Here is a 15957-nt window from a genome sequence, read left to right as displayed (position 1 = left end):
ACGATTTGAAGATGGGGACGATTTGACAATGCGCCCCTTGCATCCAGTCTCGCCGGGCATCCGAACCGTGCTCGGCATTTCCTTCTTCGTGCTGTTCGTCGCCTTCTGGGCGTGGATCACGCTCGGTGGCCACGTCAACCGCATCTTCCTCGCCGATCCGCTGTCGATGCTGCGGGATGGCTGGCGGCTGCTGGTCGAGGACCGTTTCTGGCTCGATATATTGATCACCATCTGGCGCGTTTTCGGCGGCTTCCTGCTGGCGTCGGTCGTCGCGGTGCCGCTCGGCATCGCTATGGGCGCCTGGAAGCCGGTGGAAGCGTTTCTGGAGCCATTCGTCTCCTTCGCCCGCTACCTGCCGGCCTCGGCCTTCATCCCGCTGCTCATTTTGTGGGCGGGCATCGGCGAACTGGAAAAGCTGCTCGTCATCTTCGTCGGCTCGGTGTTCCAGATCATCCTGATCATCGCGGTCAAGGTCGGCAGTACAAGACGCGACCTGGTTGAGGCTGCCTATACGCTGGGCTCCACCAACAACGGCATCGTCAGACGGGTGATCATGCCGGCCAATGCGCCCGAGATCGCCGAGACGTTGCGGCTGGTGCTCGGCTGGGCCTGGACCTATGTCATCGTCGCCGAGCTGATCGGCTCGTCATCCGGCATCGGCTACATGATCATCAACAGCCAGTCGCGGCTGGCGACGGGACAGATCATCTTCGGCATCATCGTCATCGGGCTGATCGGGCTGTTGTCCGATTTTGCCTTCAAGGCCTTCAATCGCTGGCTCTTTCCGTGGAGCCTGGCGTGAGCAAGCTCCTCATCGAAGGCGTCTCGCGCACTTTCGCCGGCGTGCGCGGCGGAGAGCCGGTCAAGGCCTTGATGCCGATCGACCTGGCGGTCGCCGCCAACGACTTCATCACCATCCTCGGACCATCCGGCTGCGGGAAGTCGACATTGCTCAGGATCGTCGCCGGCCTGGAAGCGCCAAGCGAAGGCCGTGTGCTGCTCGACGGCAAGGCGGTGACCCGGCCAGGTCCGGACCGCGGCATGGTCTTCCAGTCCTACACGCTGTTTCCCTGGCTGACGGTCGCCGAAAACATCGCCTTCGGCCTGCGCGAACGCGGCTTGCCCGAAAAAGAGCGGGACGAGATAGTCGCTTCCTATGTCGACCTTGTCGGGCTGAAGGGGTTCGAGAACCACTGGCCGAAGCAGCTCTCGGGTGGCATGCAGCAGCGTACGGCGATTGCCCGGGCGCTGGCGAACGATCCGGAGATCCTTTTGCTCGACGAGCCGTTCGGCGCGCTCGACAACCAGACCCGCGGTCTGATGCAGGAGCTGCTCCTCGGCATCTGGGAACGGCGCAAGAAGACGGTGCTGTTCGTCACCCACGACATCGAGGAAGCCATCTTCATGGCCTCGCGCGTGATCGTGATGACGGCGCGGCCCGGCCGCATCAAGTCGGATGTCGCCATCGACCTGCCGCATCCACGCCACTACACGCTGAAGACCAGCCCGGAATTCTCGGCGCTGAAGGCGCGGCTGACCGAGGACATCCGCGTCGAAGCAATGCGCACGGTGCAGGCGCAGCCGGCGTAAGCTTCCTAAATCTATCGGATCAGGCCGCCAGCAGCTGCTTGCGGTCGACGCGCTCCTGCTGCGGCGAGCGGGCGTAGAGCTCGCGGTAGCATTTCGAGAAATGCGAGGCCGAGACGAAGCCGCAGGCGACCGCCACCTCGACCACCGGCATCGACGACTGGATCAGCAGGTGCCGGGCGCGGTCGAGCCGGATTTCCAGATAGTAGCGGGCAGGGGAGCGGCCCATCTCGGTGCGGAACAGCCGTTCGATCTGACGCCGCGACAGGTCGACATGGTCGGCGATCTCGATCAGCGACAGCGGCTCGGACAAGTTTGCCTCCATCAGTTCGATGATGGTCAGCACTTTCGAGTTCTGGACGCCAAGGCGGGCGCGCAGCGGCAGGCGCTGGCGGTCGGTCGGGCTGCGCACGCGGTCGGTCAGCACCTGCTCGCAGACGCGGTTGACGAGATTTTCGTCGAAGTCGTCGCCGATCAGCTTCAGCATCATGTCGAGCGCGGCGGTGCCGCCGGCGCAGGTGTAGATGTTCTGGTCGATCTCGAAGAGGTCAGCAAAGACATTGGCCTTCGGGAACGCCTCGGAAAAGCCCGGCAGGTTCTCCCAGTGGATGGCGCAGCGCTTGTTGGACAACAGGCCGGCGGCGGCGAGGATATGCGCGCCGGTGCACAGGCCGCCGACGGCGACGCCGCGATTGTATTCCTCGCGCAGCCAGGCGAAGGCGGACTTGTTCTGGTAACGCTCGACATTGATGCCGCTGCAGACTATGGCCATGTTCGGCCGGTCGGGGCCTGCCATCTTCTTGCGTTCATCCTCAAGCGAGGTGTTGACCGCGCATTCGACCCCGTTCGAGGCACGCACCGGCTTGCCGTCGATACTGGCAAGGCGCCAGCAATAGGCCTCGTAGCCAAGCATGCGATTGGCCGAGCGCAGCGGGTCGAGCGCGGTCGCAAAAGCGATCATGGTGAAATCGGGAACAAGGAAGAATACAAACGATCGCTTGATCGGATGCTTTACGGCGTTCAAGGGAACCTCACGCAGCCATGGCGCGAACAGGATGTCGCGAATAGCATAGCGACATCAGGAAAAACCATTCTTGTCAATCGGCTATGCCGCTACGACAAGATTAAATTTGCGACATGGGTCGCAAATGGGCAAACGGCATGCCGCGAGCCCTGGAAGTGGCACCAACTGTTCAAGCGAGAGGCAGCGTACGGCCTGCGGGCAGAACAAAAACGCCGCCTTGGCTGGAGCCAGGCGGCGTTACAGTTTTAAAGCAGCGGCAGGGATGCGCTGCCGGGAAAATCTTCAGGCGACGAAGCCGAGGCGCGCCGCATTCATGGCACCGGTCTGGCCGGGCATGGTGTTGGCGAGGCGCTGACGCTCAAGAGCGGTGGTCAGGTTCATTTCGCGGCGGACGAAGAGGCGTGCAAAAAGCTTCATGATCATCTCCATTTGTTGCTCAGACGGGTCGCCTTCGCTTGATGGAGTGGGGCAGCTCGTTTGCTGCAGCTGATATAGGCTTGTGTAAGCAGAAACTAAATCGCAAAAGCGAAGCGCTTGATATGAAATGCGACATCGATTGCGACAAATTTGGGCAAGGCGCACGAAATTTGCGATTATTTACAAGGCATTAATTGGAAGCAGGAGCTGCTATGCGGCTTTCTCATATGCGTCATGTGCTGGCGGCATGGCTCGAAAAATTATTTGAATACAAATAAAACAGAGAAGGCCTGCCGGGCTTGTTCGCGCGGCAGGCCTTCAGCATTTGGTACACACGATCTACTTTGCTCCAGCCCAGGATCCGACGCCATTGCGTGAACTGGTCTTGGTGTCGGAAACCTCAGGCCAGCCGATATCCTTCTGCAGTTCGATCGGCAGGGAGCGGATGGCGCGTTCGGTCTGGTAGCGGGCGCGGGCCGCGCTGAATTCGGTCGCGATGCGACCAAGGGACGACAGGATAGACATTTCATTCTCCTTTGGTGCCGGGCAGGGATGCCAGGCAGCGTGTTGGTTACCTCGGGTTTGTTTCAGCTTCATTTCGTGTCGATTGCAGGTTTGTGTCGTGGTCGTTTCATGGCTGCTTGTGGCAGCAACCTGCTTCGATGGAGTTGACTATCCTCCCAATCTAATGTTCAATCAAACGAAATGGAATGATGCTTTGTATCAGAAAAATTGAAGGTCGATTCCCATGAACGCCCCGCTCAATCATCCACTGCCACTGCTTGATCTCGACGTCTTGCGCACTTTCGTGGCGATTGCCGAGACCGGCAGCTTCACCACCGCCGCGAACGCCGTGTTTCGCACGCCGTCGGCCGTCTCCATGCAGATCAAGAAGCTGGAGGACATTCTCGGCCGCTCGGTGTTCGCGCGTGACGCCCGCTCAGTGTCGCTGACCACGGACGGCGAAATGCTGCTCGGCTATGCCCGCCGGCTGCTGTCGATCAACCGCGAGGTGGTGTCGAAGTTCATCATTCCCGAGATTGTCGGTGTGGTGCGGCTTGGTTCGCCGGACGATTACGGCGAGCGCGTGCTGCCGCATGTGCTGAAGCGTTTTGCGCAGTCGCATCCGTCGATCGCCGTCGACGTCACCATCGACCAGAGCAGCAATCTGCGCCGGCGCATGGACGACCGGGCGCTCGACATCACGCTCTTGACCAATTCCTACAAGACCAGCGCGCTCGGCGCCGAGGTGCTGCTGACCGAGCCGATCGTCTGGGCCGGCGCCAAGGGCGGTTGCGCGCATCTGCGCGAGCCCTTGCCGGTGTCGCTGTGGGAAGAGGGCTGCGCCTGGCGCGCCGGAGCGCTCGATGCGCTTGGCCGCGAAGGCCGCAATTACCGCATCGCCTATATGAGCGCGCACACGGCCGGCCAGCGTGCCGCGATCATGTCCGATCTCGCAGTGGCGCCGCTGCCGAAGTCGTTCCTTGGCAACGACATGGTCGAACTCTGCCCGAAGGACGGCATGCCCGACATCGGCACCTACAATCTGGCGATGGTGGTGGCGCCGGACGCCAGCGCGCCGGTCAAGGCAGTCGCCGACCACATCCGCGCGACCTTCGAAGTGTTCCGGGAAACCGGCAAGTTCTGATCCGCCAGTAGGGGCCGATCCAGAAGAGAGCGCTACTCCGCCGCTTCGGCGGAGGGCGCTTCGAGCCTTGTCCTCGTGTCTTGCCTGATCGGCGAGGGGCTCTCGCTGAGAAAAGCGACGATGTGCTGCCGCGCGCGGCGTGCTTCCGGCATGTCGATCAAGGGCCAGACGTGGAACATGCCTTCCTCGTGGACGACATCGACCTCGACGCCGGCGGCACGCGCCTTTTCGGCGAAGATCAGATTGTCGGGGGTCAGAAGATCGCGCGAGCCGGTCAACAGCAGCGTTTTCGGCAGCACCGACAGATCGCCGTAGAGCGGGCTGATGTGCCAGTCGCTGCGGTCGATGCCGGCACTGTACATCCGGATCGCTTCCAGGCCGCCGGGAATGCCGAGCCACGGGTCGTTGCGTTCGGCCTCGAAGAGTTTTGGGTTCGAAAGCGACATATCGAGGCCGGGTGAAATCAGCACATGGCGTGACGGCAGCGGCAAGGCCTGTTCCGCAGCCATCATGGTCAGCACGACGGCCATGTTGCCGCCGGCGGAATCGCCCATGAACACGATGTCTTCGGCCTCCGTCTCGTCGAGCATCTGGCGGTAGACGCCGCCGACCATGCCGAACATGGCGTGGAAATCGTGTTCGGGGGCGATGGGATAGATCGGCACCGTGATGCCGTAGCCGAGCCGATCCGCCATGTCGGCGATCAGATGCCAATGATAGGGCGTGATTTCAAAGACATAGGCGCCGCCGTGCAAGTAGAGAATCCGCTTTCGCTCGCCGTCTCTGGGGGCGATTTCGTAGACCGGAAAGCCGTCCACGGTGTGTGTCCCGATGTCGAAACGTTGGTGCAGTGAGGCAGGGGGCCGGTGGTTCTCGGTCTTGCGCGCGGCCGCGATCCAGCGCTGCAGGTTTTCCGGGCTGGCGAACGCCTGCTTGCGGCTGTGCCGCAGGACGAAGGACACGACATGGCTTTTCAAACTTGGCATGCGGATACACGGACTTCGGCCAAAGCCGACTAAGAGAACCCCCACTATCCCGGAAGATCGTGCCGTGGCCGAAAATGTCAAGATTTACGCTGTGTCTACACGCTGGTGTGATCCGCGCCGCAGTAATCAGCGACGCGGCGAGAGTGCGGCACGCAGCCGCTTGCTGGTGGTCGCCGGGGACATGCGAGATCCCCGGCGCCTGCCGAGCAGTTCGCATTTGTCGGCGAAGGTCATCAGCGCGCAGCGCTCCAGATAGCGCTGGTGAGGGACGCCTTTTCGCTGGACCGCGGCGACACCGGCCAGCCGATATCCTTCTGGATCTCAGGCGGCAGGCTGTTCAGCAGGCGCCGTGCCTTGCTGCGGTCATGGGCATTCTTGATGGCCGCACCATAGCGGCCCAGGCTTTCGAGCATCGACATTTTTTGTCTCCCCTTGGACCGTGCTGCGGCTGATTCTGCCTGCCGTTCGATGCCGGTTAAATGCGCCGTCCATGTATTTGGCGGATTTCACGAAAACAGTGTTTTGGTTTCCGGATCGGTTGATCCGGAAACATTTGCATGCAAATGAGTTTGGGAAGACGGCGGCCCGAGCGCGGCCGCTTATTCCCGCCCGCGCCGGGCGGCGTGGCCTTCGCGCGAACGCCGGCGCGGGGTGGCATCGCCGGCGACGCCATCCTCGCTGACCGTCTTGCGCGGCGGCAGTTTCACCGCCGCCGACAGTTTCGGGAACGGATCGACCTTGTTGGGCAACGCCATGGCGTAGACGAAATGCTCCTGGAATTTCGGTTCCAGCGCCGTCTCGATCTTCTCGATCTTGCTGACCGTGTCCTCGATCTCGCGGCGATAGCCGCGATTGAGCAGCGCCATGCGCGCACCGGCACCGGCGGCATTGCCGACCGCCGAAACCTTGTCGAGGTCGCAATCCGGGATCAGGCCGAGCACCATGGCGTATTTCGGATCGATGAAGGAGCCGAAGGCGCCGGCGAAGTGGATGCGATCGACATGGTCGGTGTTCTGCTTTTCCATCAACAGCTTGGTGCCGGCATAGAGCGCCGCCTTGGCGAGCTGAATGGCGCGCACGTCGGTCTGGGTGATGGTGATCTTCGGCCCATCTTCGTTCAATGCGGCGGACCCTTCCTTCAGCACGTAGGAGAAGGTGCGGCCGTTGGCGGTGACGCGCGGAGAGCGGGCCGAAAGTCCGCCGTCGATGACGCCGTCCTCGGAGATGATGCCGGCGAGATACATCTCGGCCACCACTTCGATGATGCCGGAGCCGCAGATACCGGTGACGCCAGTCGCCTGGACGCTGTCGAGGAAGCCCGGCTCGTCGGACCACAGCTCCGAGCCGATGACGCGGTATTTTGGCTCCAGCGTGTCGGGATCGATGCGCACGCGCTCGATGGCGCCTGGGGCGGCGCGCTGGCCGCCAGAGATTTCGGCACCCTCGAAGGCCGGGCCAGTCGGAGATGAAGCAGCCACGACCCGCGCACGGTTGCCAAGCACGATCTCGGCATTGGTGCCGACATCGACGATAAGCATCATCTCGTCTTGGCGGTGCGGGCCTTCAGACAGCGTCACCGCCGCCGCGTCCGCACCGACATGCCCGGCGATGCAAGGCAGCATATAGAGCCGTGCGCCCTGGTTGAGCTTCAGGCCGATATCGGATGCCTTGATGTGCACCGCGCCCGAAACGGCGAGCGCGAAGGGGGCGCCGCCAAGCTCGGTCGGATCGATGCCGAGGAACAGATGGTGCATGATCGGATTGCCGACGAAGACGGAGTCCAGGATGTCGTTGCGCTGCACATTGCCTTCAGCGCAGACCTTGTCGACCAGACCCGAGATCGCCTCACGTACGGCGACTGTCATGCCTTCGCGGCCGTCCGGATTCATCATCACATAGGAGACGCGGCTCATCAGATCCTCGCCAAAGCGTATCTGCGGGTTCGACGTGCCCGACGAGGCGGCCACGCGGCCCGACAGCAGCGACACCAGATGCATGGCGATGGTGGTCGAGCCGATATCGCAGGCGAGCCCATAGGCTTCGTTCTTGAGGCCAGGCCACAACGCCACGACGCGCGCGGTCTCGCTGTCGGCATCCTTGTAGATGGCGGCGGTCGCGGTCCAGTTGCCCTTGCGCAGGATGCCTTGCACTTGCGGCAGCAGATAGAAATCGAAATCGAGGCTTTTCAGGCCCCAGTCGTGCATCAGCGCGATCTTCAGGCGGTCGAGATCGCCGAGCGGCTTGTGCATGTCGGGTTCTTCGATCTCGACATAACACATGCGGATCGCCGCATCGCGGGCGATGACCCTGGTGTCGGCGTCCTTGCGGATGGTCTGCGCGTTGATGACGGTGTCCTGCGGCACGTCGATGACGAGGTCGCCAAGGATCTGCGCCGAGCAGGAGAGACGGCGCCGTTCGGGCAGGCCACGGACGCGCTCATAGCGCTCTTCCTTGGCGCCCTTGGGCGTGATGTGGTCGTTGGAGGAAACGATCTTGTGCTTGGCGAAATTGCCTTCCTGCACTTCGATCTGGCAGCGCCCACAGGTGGCGCGTCCGCCGCACACACTTTCGACATAGACGCCAAGCTGGCGCGCGGCATCGAGCACCGGGGTGCCGACAGGAAACCGCCCGCGCTTGCCCGACGGCATGAACAGCACGAGCGGGTCGGTGATGTTGGCAGGTGAATTCACGATTGCGCGCTTATCCTCGGCCCATGCGGGCTTCACGGCCGCCACGGCGGCGGCCGCCATTGCTGGCGCCGTCGCCCGGCGTATTGACCTGCGTCGGGGCGGCAACGGCCTGGCCGCCTTCGGCCGGCTTGTAGTCCTTGTAGGTGCGGATCCAGTTGGTGCAGTTCTCGTCGGTGCCGTTCAGCACATTGGCGCCGCGCACGGCTTCCATCTCCTGCGGGCGCACCGGGTTCATGATGGCTGATGTCATGCCGGCGCCGATCACCATCGGGATGAAGGCGGCGTTGATGCCGTGGCGATGCGGCAGGCCGAACGAGATGTTGGACAGGCCGCAGGTGGTGTTGACCTTGAGCTCTTCACGCAGGCGGCGCAGCAGCGCGAACACCTGGCGGCCGGCGTCGCCCAGCGCGCCGATCGGCATCACCAAGGGATCGACAACGACGTCATGCGCGGGAATGCCGAAATCGGCGCAGCGTTGCACGATCTTCTTGGCGACGGCGAAGCGCACGTCCGGATCCATCGAAATGCCGGTCTCGTCGTTGGAGATGGCGACGACGGGCACGTTGTATTTCTTGACCAGCGGCAGGATGGCCTCGAGCTTTTCTTCCTCGCCGGTGACGGAGTTGACCAACGGGCGGCCCTTGGCGACCTTGAGAGCTGCTTCGATCGCGGCGGTCACGGAACTGTCGATCGACAGCGGCAGGTCGACCAGGCCCTGCACGATCTCCAGCGTCTGCACCAAAAGGCCAGGTTCGGTCTCGTTCGGGTTGACCGAAGTGACACCGGCATTGACGTCGAGCATGGTGGCGCCACAGGCTGCCTGCTCGAGCGCGTCCCGGATGACTGTCTCGAAATTGCCCGCGATCATCTCGGCGGCCAGCTTCTTGCGGCCGGTCGGGTTGATGCGTTCACCGATCACGCAGAACGGCTGGTCGAAGCCGATGATGATTTCTCGTGTCGCCGAGGCGACGATGGTACGGGTCATGAAGTCTCTCCGCCATGATATAAAGATTTCTTTATATCGTTGTCTGTTTTCGTTCAAGCGAATGGGTGGCCGTCCGCGCCGTCAGTGCGCGGTCTTCACCATGTCCACCTGCGTTTCGGTAATGTCGTCGTGCAAGATGCTTTCGAGCCGGTCGGCGACCATCTGGTCGTCGCGACGGATCTCGCGTTTCCATGGCTGGCGGCCCTTCAGCACGCCCGATTCATCGACGATCTCCGCGACATATTCCTCCTGCCGATAGGCCATCACATGGACGCCGGAAACGCCGGATATTTCCTTCACCTCGTTGATGATGTCGATGCAGAGCTGCTTGCCTTCCTTCTTCTGGTCCTGGGCGCCTTCCAGTCGCTTGATGATCGAATCGGGAATATGGATGCCCGGCACGTTCGAGCGGATCCACTTGGCCGTCTTGGCCGAGGCGAGCGGCCCGACGCCAACCAGGATGAAGCATTTTTCGGTGTAGCCGAGGTCGCGGACCTTTTGCATGTAGGTGCGGAACATCGGCACGTCGAAGCAATACTGGCTCTGCACGAATTGCGCGCCGGAGGCGATCTTCTTGCCCAGCCGATGCGGACGGAAGTCGATCGGCGGCGCGAACGGATTGATCGCAGCACCCAGGAACAGCTGCGGCGGCGTCGTCAGCTTGCGGCCGGACAGGAACTTGCCGTTGTCGCGCATGATGCGGCAGGTCTCCAGCAACGACATGCAGTCGAGGTCGAACACCGGCTTGGCGCCTGGCTGGTCGCCAGCCTGCACGCCGTCGCCCGTGAGGCACAGCATGTTGGCGACACCCATCGCAGCCCCGCCAAGCACGTCGCCCTGGATGGCGATGCGGTTCTTGTCGCGGCAGGCGATCTGCATGATCGGCGCATAGCCCATGCGGGTCAAAAGCGCGCAGATGCCGACCGACGACATGTGGCAGTTGGCGCCCGACGCATCGACGGCGTTGATGGCGTCGACCCAGCCGTCGAAGATTTTCGCCCTGTTATAGACGTCTTCCGGATCGGCGCTGTCGGGTGGATTGAGCTCCGTCGTCACCGCGAACTCGCCGCGCCGAAGGACGCGCTCCAGCCGGCCGCGCGAGGTGTGGCCGGGCAGGGGGGCGAGCGGCAGGTGGATGCCGTCCGGATTCTCGTCGCGCTGGCGTCCGATCATGCCGGTGCCCCGGTGTTTGCCGCCCCATTCTTGGCGGCAGCGGCGGCTTCGCGCGCGGCGGCCGCCTGCGCGGTCACCCGCAGCCAGGCCGAGGTTTCGCGAAGCGACTGGTCGACCGGCTTCTGCACCGTCAGGATACTGTCGCCGTGGACCATGTTCTGCGAGCCTTCCCAGGCCTTGACCCAGACGCAGGGCATATCGGGTTCGACCTCGCAATTGCCGTTGGCGCGGACGCCGCCGCAGGGGCCGTTGCGCAATTGTTTGGGGCAGTTCATCGGGCACGACATGCCGGTCGACGACAATATGCACTGGCCGCACATGCGGCAGTCGAACATGAAGCCCTTGACGCGCTTCTCGACAAATTTGATCGGCCCTTCGACGCGGCCGTAACCTATGCCCTTCCACAGGGGATGAAGGAGCAGAAACATGTCGGCGAATTTGGCATAGAACCATTCGAGCAGGCGCGAATGCCTGACCGACCAAAGCCGGACCGCGAAGGAACGCTGCACGCGCCGCTGCGGCGATACGTCGGCCGGCTTGTAGTCGGATTTCGGCGCTGCCTTCTTGACCAGAGTGGCCTGGGTAACCGCCGGGGTGGTTTCAGACATTTTCTTTGCCGCCCGCCTTGACCAGAGCGACCAGCCGCTCGCGGTCGTATTTGGTGTCGATGTCGCTGAATGCCTTCTCGACTTCGGCTTCGAGGTCATCGCCGACCGGAATGGGATCAGCCTTGCGCCATTCGGCCAAATAGTCGTCGGTGCCGCCGGCGCCGGTGCGCATGGCGCACATGTCGATCGCCTCGGTGAAGCGCAGCGGCAGTTCGCGCTTGGCGTTCTGCCGGCCCTTCTTGACGATGATTTGGGCAGGGATGTCGCGCCAGTAGACGACGATCAGATCGGCCATGAATTCTCACTCCTCGATATCGGAGCATTGCCGGAAGCGCAGGTGGGCCGCTTGTTATGGGACGACGCGCGCGCATTCAAAAGCGACGCATTTGGATGTCGTAAAATGAAAGGTGGGTTTATTCGTTTGCGGCGTGTGTCGATGGCCCAGTCGACGCATCCGAAAAGCCGGCGCGCGGCATGTTGTTCCGGACGAAGGACGCGCTACCAGATGCCGGTTTTCAGGCCTGTCCAGAGGTAGAACCAGATCGTCGGGTGGTACCATTGTTGCGATGGCAGGCCCGGGTCGACGGTAGTGAGTTTTCCGGCCAGCACGTCGCCGACCGCCTCGACGCAAATGTCGCGCGAGAACGCGGCCTGGCGAAGTGCATAGCTGGAAATGGTGTCGCCGCGTTTTGGCTGACCCCGTACCTGTTTCAGCACGGCGCCCGTATCGACGCCGGCATCGACCAGATGAACGGTGGTGCCGAAATTCTGCGGATCGCCTGATGTCAGCGCCCAGTAGCCGCCATTCATACCGCGGTATTTCGGCGTGATGCCGGCGTGATAGTTGAGCACCGGGCAAGGCATCCTGGCCAACATGTCCTTCGACAACAGCCTGCAGCCGTTAAGCAGGACAACGCCAGGCTGGAGCTTCTCGATCGCCGCGAGGCACTCCGGCCCGTTGGCGGAAGCAACATGGATGATCTCCTGGCCTCGCCGCGGCTCGATCTCGAGCTTCTCCTCGGCTATCAGCCGAGCGGCATGGCCGGCGAGGAGCCGCTTGCCCAGTCTGCTCAGCACCATGGTGCCGAGCTGGCCGATGGCGGAGATCCAGCCCTGGCGGCGAGCGCGGCCACGCAGCAATTGCTTTTTGGATTCAGGCGTTTCGAGGACGACGCTGACAGGGCCGACGCGGTCGGCGATCGCGTTGACGATAGCCCAGACATGCGGGCCGCCTCCGGTGACGATCACGATCGGTCGCGGACTGGATTGCGACGCTGCCATGGATCTCTCCCCCTCCAAGCGACCCGTGCTCGACAATGGGCGGGATGCTAGAACGTCCGGGTTAATCCTTGGTGATCAGCTCTTCGATACACGGTCAGCGCTTGAATTCGATGATATCGAGCTTCGATTCGTAATAGGGTGCCGGGAATTCAATGCGCCATTCCTTGGCGCTGTTGCGGAAGGCATAGCCGACCTGGTCGGTCTGCGGGCCGCTGCCATAGGGCTTTGCCGGATCGCTGTTGACATAGAAGGAGCCGAGATAGATCGAGCGTTTCTCGCCATCGTCGAAGAAACGGCCCTTGGTGCGCTGCGAGCCGCTGATCTTTTCCAGCCGCCAGCCAGAACCGTCATCGGTCACCTTGCACTTGAACCAGCCATAGATGACGAGCGGCAAAGGTCCCCCGGCCTTGATGGTGCGGCACCGCCAGTTGCCGGTCAGGTCCTTGTCGGAAAAGGCCACCAGCGGCTTTGTCAGCAAGGCATCGAGTTGCCTGACCTCGGCGGGGTCGCCGGCTTTCGCTTCGGCCAGCGCTGCCTTGCGGGTCTCGCCATATTTGTCGAGCCGCGCCTTGTCGGCGGCGGTGATCAGTTTCTGCACCTCGCCATCGGCGAGTGCGGGGAGAGTGCAGCAGAGCAGGCCGACAAGGGCGAGCAGAGGGCGAAGTGTCATCGGAGGCCTCCCGGTTGATGTCTGGCGCAGCGCGCTGCCATCTGGTGCATAGTTTATCGGGTCGCTGGCGCCTGTCATCCGTGCTTAACAGCGTCACGGTCAAAAATCATGGTGTGACGAATGCGAATCTTGCTCACGGGATCGTCGGGTTGGCTGGGCAGCGCGCTGGCGCCGCGTCTGCGCGCACTTGGGCACGATGTCACCGGGATCGATCCCGTTCCATCGGCGCAAACGCAGATGATCGGCTCAATTGCCGACCGCGACCTTGTCATGCGCACCGTCCGCGACAACCGGATCGAGGCGATCATCCATAGCGGCGCGCTGCACAAGCCCAACATCGAGAACCGCGCCAACAGCGATTTCGTTGCCACCAACGTGCAAGGCACGCTGAACCTGCTCGACGCGGCGGTGGCGGCCTGCGTGCAGCGCTTCGTCTTCACCTCGACGACCTCGCTGATGATTTCGCAAGCGATACGCGACGGGTTCAGCGGTGGTGCTCGGAAAGCGGCATGGCTGGCGGAGGCGATGTCGCCCGAGCCGCGCAACATCTATTGCGTCACCAAGCTTTCGGCTGAGCATCTGTGCCGCCTCTATCATATCCAGCACGGGTTGCCGGTGATGGTGCTGCGCACGGCCCGCTTCTTTCCCGAAGTCGACGACATGGCGCATGCGATCGAACAGTCGGATGCCAATACCAAGGCGAACGAATTGCTATTTCGGCGCTTGACGGTGGAAGATGCGGCGGAGGCTCATGTCGCAGCCTTGGAGAAGGCGCCGCAACTGGGATTTGACATTTTCATCGTCTCGGCGCTGACACCTTTCCGGCCCGATGATAGCGCGGCGCTGATCGCCGACGCTCCATCGGTCGTCGCGCGCTATTTCCCGGACTTTCCGACGGTTTACGCGCGAAAGGGCTGGACGATGTTTTCTTCCATCGACCGCGTCTACGACGCGTCGCGTGCGAGGGACAGGCTGGGTTTTGTCTGCAAGACGAGCTTTGCCGATGTGCTTGCGGCGCTGCGGGTGGAAGAGGGGTTGCCTAGCCCGTGACAGCAGCGGCGTGTGCCATTCCGGCCGTGAGGTCGCCATAGCCCGTGGCGCGGCGTTCATAGACGAGACCGAGCATTTTGGCGGCCTTTTCGGCGACCTTGTCGAGTTCCGGATCGTTGGTCTGGGCAAGGTAGATCAGCTTCTCGTAGTTGCCGAAATAGTCCTTGATCAGCTCCGGGTGCTTGTCGAGGCCGAGCGGCTTCATGAAGAAAGCGTCGAACTGCCGGCAGAGGAAGTCGGTCATGTAGAACGACATCATGTCGTCATCGGCGATTTTCGCGTAGGCCTCCATGCCTTGATAGAAGGCGAAACAGTGCGGGCCGGCCATGCGCTCGACGCCGTGCTTTTCGCAGATGCGGTCGAGCAGGCCGCCGGTGCCGCAATCGGCATAGCCGACGAAGATGTTGATGTAGCCTTCGGCCTTGGCCTTTTCGATTGCCTTGTCCATGGCCGGAGCGATGCGGTCGGGATAGAAATGGAATTCCGCCGGCAGGCAGGTCAGATCGAGGTGATCCAGTCCGAGCTGTTCCTTGACGGCCAGAACTTCGCGCGCAATCATCCCGCAGGCGATAACGAGCAGCCCGTCGTCTTGATTCGGTTTCGTTTTTTGCGTCTTGGCCATGGAACCCGTCGAGCCGGCCTTCGTTGCTGTGGCGCTAAATTATCTGTTGAGGGAGACACCGTCCATGAAACTGCTACGCATCACGCCGATTGCCATCCTGGCCTGCGCCTTGGCCCTTGCTGCTTGCGCGAACACCGTCCGTGGCGTCGGCAGGGATGTCAAATCAACTGCCAAGGCGGTCGAGGACACCGTCACCAAGCCCTGATCCGCTCGCGGCCTTCTCCATCATCTGGGAACAAAAAGCCGCGCTGCAAGGCGCGGCTTTTGTCAGTGCCGAACCGGCCAATCAGGCCGAAGCCCGCACATTGTGTTTGCGCTTCATGAAGTCCTTGGCGGTCTCGACCGCCACCGCCGCGTCGCGGCAATAGGCATCGGCACCGACGGCCTTGCCGAATTCCTCGTTCAACGGCGCGCCGCCGACCAGCACGACATAGTCGTCGCGAATGCCCTTTTCCTTCATCGTATCGATGACGACCTTCATGTAGGGCATGGTCGTGGTCAAAAGCGCCGACATGCCGATGATGTCGGGCTGGTGCTGCTCGATCGCATCGAGATATTTCTCGACCGCATTGTTGATGCCGAGATCGATGACATCGAAGCCGGCACCTTCCATCATCATGCCGACGAGGTTCTTGCCGATGTCGTGGATGTCGCCCTTGACGGTGCCGATGACCATCTTGCCCTGCTTGGGCGCGCCGGTGGCGGCGAGCAGCGGGCGCAGGATGAACATGCCGGCCTTCATCGCATTGGCGGACAACAGCACTTCGGGCACGAACAGGATGCCGTCGCGAAAATCCTCGCCGACGATGCGCATGCCCTCGACCAGCGCCTCGGTGAGCACCTTGTAGGGCACCCAGCCGCGCTCGAGCAGGATGTTGGTGCCTTCTTCGATCTCTTCCTTCAGCCCGTCATAGAGATCGTCGTGCATCTGCTGCACCAACTCGTCGTCGGAAAGTTCGGAAAGAATGATCTCGTCGTCGGACATTTGTATCGAGCTCCTGCCGGCATCGCGACCATGTCGCAAGGCACAAAATATTCGCGTTCATACCTAACCCGCTGGGGGCATGTATCCATAGCTGATTTGCGACTTCCCGCAAAAGGAAAGCGACCGTAACTCTCTTGGAATTCTTGTCGATTTTGCGACAGGCGTTGGCGCTAGCGGGCCGTTTCGAATAGGGTGCATGGCTACGATCTGGCAAGAAGCGGCGAGAGGCAG

The 15957-nt window shown here is 62.2% G+C and carries 19 protein-coding genes; 5 read left to right on the top strand and 14 right to left on the bottom strand.

Annotation, left to right across the window (positions count from 1 at the left end; genetic code table 11):
* Positions 1 to 28 precede the first annotated feature (28 nt).
* Together ASD12_RS31735 and ASD12_RS31730 are read left to right on the top strand one after the other, a co-directional pair.
* Positions 29 to 802, top strand: coding sequence for an ABC transporter permease (locus tag ASD12_RS31735; RefSeq protein ID WP_056596357.1), 774 nt, complete (start codon positions 29 to 31; stop codon positions 800 to 802).
* Positions 799 to 1590, top strand: a complete 792-nt coding sequence (locus tag ASD12_RS31730) for an ABC transporter ATP-binding protein (RefSeq protein ID WP_056596354.1) — start codon at positions 799 to 801, stop codon at positions 1588 to 1590. Before ASD12_RS31735 ends, ASD12_RS31730 begins: the two co-directional genes overlap by 4 nt.
* A 19-nt stretch (positions 1591 to 1609) precedes the next feature.
* On the opposite strand, the gene ASD12_RS31725 is transcribed toward ASD12_RS31730, so the two are convergent.
* The 3 genes from ASD12_RS31725 to ASD12_RS31715 all read right to left on the bottom strand — a co-directional run bounded on the left by ASD12_RS31725 (position 1610) and on the right by ASD12_RS31715 (position 3553).
* Entirely contained in the window at positions 1610 to 2548 is a 939-nt protein-coding gene (locus ASD12_RS31725; protein ID WP_348271741.1) for a GlxA family transcriptional regulator, read from the bottom strand.
* Positions 2549 to 2893: 345 nt separating this feature from the next.
* Positions 2894 to 3028 (bottom strand): hypothetical protein, encoded by a 135-nt coding sequence (locus tag ASD12_RS35820; RefSeq protein WP_082525794.1) that lies wholly within the window; start codon positions 3026 to 3028, stop codon positions 2894 to 2896.
* A gap of 339 nt (positions 3029 to 3367) precedes the next feature.
* Positions 3368 to 3553, bottom strand: a complete 186-nt coding sequence (locus tag ASD12_RS31715; RefSeq protein WP_056596345.1) for a hypothetical protein — start codon at positions 3551 to 3553, stop codon at positions 3368 to 3370.
* 223 nt (positions 3554 to 3776) lie between these two features.
* Between ASD12_RS31715 and ASD12_RS31710 the strand changes: the two genes are divergently transcribed.
* Positions 3777 to 4676 carry a LysR substrate-binding domain-containing protein gene (locus ASD12_RS31710; RefSeq protein WP_013531163.1) on the top strand — a complete coding sequence of 300 codons (900 nt, stop codon included), beginning with the start codon at positions 3777 to 3779 and terminating at the stop codon, positions 4674 to 4676.
* A gap of 32 nt (positions 4677 to 4708) precedes the next feature.
* Here ASD12_RS31710 and ASD12_RS31705 read toward each other — a convergent pair whose 3' ends face one another.
* The 9 genes from ASD12_RS31705 to ASD12_RS31665 form a co-directional block, all read right to left on the bottom strand.
* Positions 4709 to 5662, bottom strand: coding sequence for an alpha/beta hydrolase (locus ASD12_RS31705; protein ID WP_056596342.1), 954 nt, complete (start codon positions 5660 to 5662; stop codon positions 4709 to 4711).
* A gap of 233 nt (positions 5663 to 5895) precedes the next feature.
* A complete protein-coding gene (locus tag ASD12_RS31700; protein WP_056596339.1) occupies positions 5896 to 6081 on the bottom strand; it encodes a hypothetical protein in 186 nt (61 codons plus the stop codon).
* Between the two features lie 180 nt (positions 6082 to 6261).
* Positions 6262 to 8412: an ASKHA domain-containing protein gene (locus tag ASD12_RS31695; protein ID WP_056596336.1), complete on the bottom strand. Its 2151-nt coding sequence runs from the start codon at positions 8410 to 8412 to the stop codon at positions 6262 to 6264.
* Positions 8363 to 9337: a methyltetrahydrofolate cobalamin methyltransferase gene (locus tag ASD12_RS31690; RefSeq protein WP_056596333.1), complete on the bottom strand. Its 975-nt coding sequence runs from the start codon at positions 9335 to 9337 to the stop codon at positions 8363 to 8365. The genes ASD12_RS31695 and ASD12_RS31690 overlap by 50 nt, the downstream gene beginning before the upstream one ends.
* A gap of 81 nt (positions 9338 to 9418) precedes the next feature.
* Complete coding sequence (locus ASD12_RS31685; RefSeq protein WP_056596329.1) at positions 9419 to 10510, bottom strand: methylenetetrahydrofolate reductase; 1092 nt, start codon at positions 10508 to 10510, stop codon at positions 9419 to 9421.
* Positions 10507 to 11118 carry a methylenetetrahydrofolate reductase C-terminal domain-containing protein gene (locus ASD12_RS31680; protein WP_056596326.1) on the bottom strand — a complete coding sequence of 204 codons (612 nt, stop codon included), beginning with the start codon at positions 11116 to 11118 and terminating at the stop codon, positions 10507 to 10509. The genes ASD12_RS31685 and ASD12_RS31680 overlap by 4 nt, the downstream gene beginning before the upstream one ends.
* Positions 11111 to 11413 carry a virulence factor gene (locus tag ASD12_RS31675; protein WP_056596324.1) on the bottom strand — a complete coding sequence of 101 codons (303 nt, stop codon included), beginning with the start codon at positions 11411 to 11413 and terminating at the stop codon, positions 11111 to 11113. Before ASD12_RS31675 ends, ASD12_RS31680 begins: the two co-directional genes overlap by 8 nt.
* Positions 11414 to 11616: 203 nt before the next feature.
* Positions 11617 to 12399: a formyl transferase gene (locus ASD12_RS31670; RefSeq protein ID WP_056596321.1), complete on the bottom strand. Its 783-nt coding sequence runs from the start codon at positions 12397 to 12399 to the stop codon at positions 11617 to 11619.
* Positions 12400 to 12493: 94 nt separating this feature from the next.
* A complete protein-coding gene (locus tag ASD12_RS31665; RefSeq protein ID WP_056596318.1) occupies positions 12494 to 13069 on the bottom strand; it encodes a DUF4893 domain-containing protein in 576 nt (191 codons plus the stop codon).
* Between the two features lie 120 nt (positions 13070 to 13189).
* On the opposite strand from ASD12_RS31665, the gene ASD12_RS31660 reads away from it, so the two are divergent.
* Positions 13190 to 14119: an NAD(P)-dependent oxidoreductase gene (locus tag ASD12_RS31660; protein WP_056596315.1), complete on the top strand. Its 930-nt coding sequence runs from the start codon at positions 13190 to 13192 to the stop codon at positions 14117 to 14119.
* Here the strand turns inward: ASD12_RS31660 and ASD12_RS31655 are convergent.
* Positions 14109 to 14741, bottom strand: coding sequence for a DUF1638 domain-containing protein (locus ASD12_RS31655; protein ID WP_056596311.1), 633 nt, complete (start codon positions 14739 to 14741; stop codon positions 14109 to 14111). The two genes, ASD12_RS31660 and ASD12_RS31655, sit on opposite strands and share 11 nt — an antisense overlap.
* 64 nt (positions 14742 to 14805) lie before the next feature.
* On the opposite strand from ASD12_RS31655, the gene ASD12_RS31650 reads away from it, so the two are divergent.
* Positions 14806 to 14946, top strand: coding sequence for an entericidin A/B family lipoprotein (locus tag ASD12_RS31650; RefSeq protein WP_013531174.1), 141 nt, complete (start codon positions 14806 to 14808; stop codon positions 14944 to 14946).
* Between the two features lie 81 nt (positions 14947 to 15027).
* Here the strand turns inward: ASD12_RS31650 and ASD12_RS31645 are convergent, their stop codons facing one another.
* Positions 15028 to 15726, bottom strand: coding sequence for a B12-binding domain-containing protein (locus ASD12_RS31645; protein WP_027029468.1), 699 nt, complete (start codon positions 15724 to 15726; stop codon positions 15028 to 15030).
* Positions 15727 to 15957 lie beyond the last annotated feature (231 nt).

This window comes from Mesorhizobium sp. Root102 (assembly GCF_001425625.1).
Classification (GTDB): Bacteria; Pseudomonadota; Alphaproteobacteria; order Rhizobiales; family Rhizobiaceae; genus Mesorhizobium.
The sequence above is the reverse complement of the archived record's forward strand: the minus strand, read 5'-3'. Positions and strand labels throughout refer to the sequence as shown.

Coding starts and splice junctions, on each gene's coding strand:
- ASD12_RS31735 (WP_056596357.1), top strand. CDS start 29: ATGCGCCCCTTGCATCCAGTCTCGCCGGGCATCCGAACCGTGCTCGGC.
- ASD12_RS31725 (WP_348271741.1), bottom strand. CDS start 2,548: ATGATCGCTTTTGCGACCGCGCTCGACCCGCTGCGCTCGGCCAATCGC.
- ASD12_RS35820 (WP_082525794.1), bottom strand. CDS start 3,028: ATGAAGCTTTTTGCACGCCTCTTCGTCCGCCGCGAAATGAACCTGACC.
- ASD12_RS31715 (WP_056596345.1), bottom strand. CDS start 3,553: ATGTCTATCCTGTCGTCCCTTGGTCGCATCGCGACCGAATTCAGCGCG.
- ASD12_RS31710 (WP_013531163.1), top strand. CDS start 3,777: ATGAACGCCCCGCTCAATCATCCACTGCCACTGCTTGATCTCGACGTC.
- ASD12_RS31705 (WP_056596342.1), bottom strand. CDS start 5,662: ATGCCAAGTTTGAAAAGCCATGTCGTGTCCTTCGTCCTGCGGCACAGC.
- ASD12_RS31700 (WP_056596339.1), bottom strand. CDS start 6,081: ATGTCGATGCTCGAAAGCCTGGGCCGCTATGGTGCGGCCATCAAGAAT.
- ASD12_RS31695 (WP_056596336.1), bottom strand. CDS start 8,412: ATGGCGGCCGCCGCCGTGGCGGCCGTGAAGCCCGCATGGGCCGAGGAT.
- ASD12_RS31690 (WP_056596333.1), bottom strand. CDS start 9,337: ATGACCCGTACCATCGTCGCCTCGGCGACACGAGAAATCATCATCGGC.
- ASD12_RS31685 (WP_056596329.1), bottom strand. CDS start 10,510: ATGATCGGACGCCAGCGCGACGAGAATCCGGACGGCATCCACCTGCCG.
- ASD12_RS31680 (WP_056596326.1), bottom strand. CDS start 11,118: ATGTCTGAAACCACCCCGGCGGTTACCCAGGCCACTCTGGTCAAGAAG.
- ASD12_RS31675 (WP_056596324.1), bottom strand. CDS start 11,413: ATGGCCGATCTGATCGTCGTCTACTGGCGCGACATCCCTGCCCAAATC.
- ASD12_RS31670 (WP_056596321.1), bottom strand. CDS start 12,399: ATGGCAGCGTCGCAATCCAGTCCGCGACCGATCGTGATCGTCACCGGA.
- ASD12_RS31665 (WP_056596318.1), bottom strand. CDS start 13,069: ATGACACTTCGCCCTCTGCTCGCCCTTGTCGGCCTGCTCTGCTGCACT.
- ASD12_RS31660 (WP_056596315.1), top strand. CDS start 13,190: ATGCGAATCTTGCTCACGGGATCGTCGGGTTGGCTGGGCAGCGCGCTG.
- ASD12_RS31655 (WP_056596311.1), bottom strand. CDS start 14,741: ATGGCCAAGACGCAAAAAACGAAACCGAATCAAGACGACGGGCTGCTC.
- ASD12_RS31650 (WP_013531174.1), top strand. CDS start 14,806: ATGAAACTGCTACGCATCACGCCGATTGCCATCCTGGCCTGCGCCTTG.
- ASD12_RS31645 (WP_027029468.1), bottom strand. CDS start 15,726: ATGTCCGACGACGAGATCATTCTTTCCGAACTTTCCGACGACGAGTTG.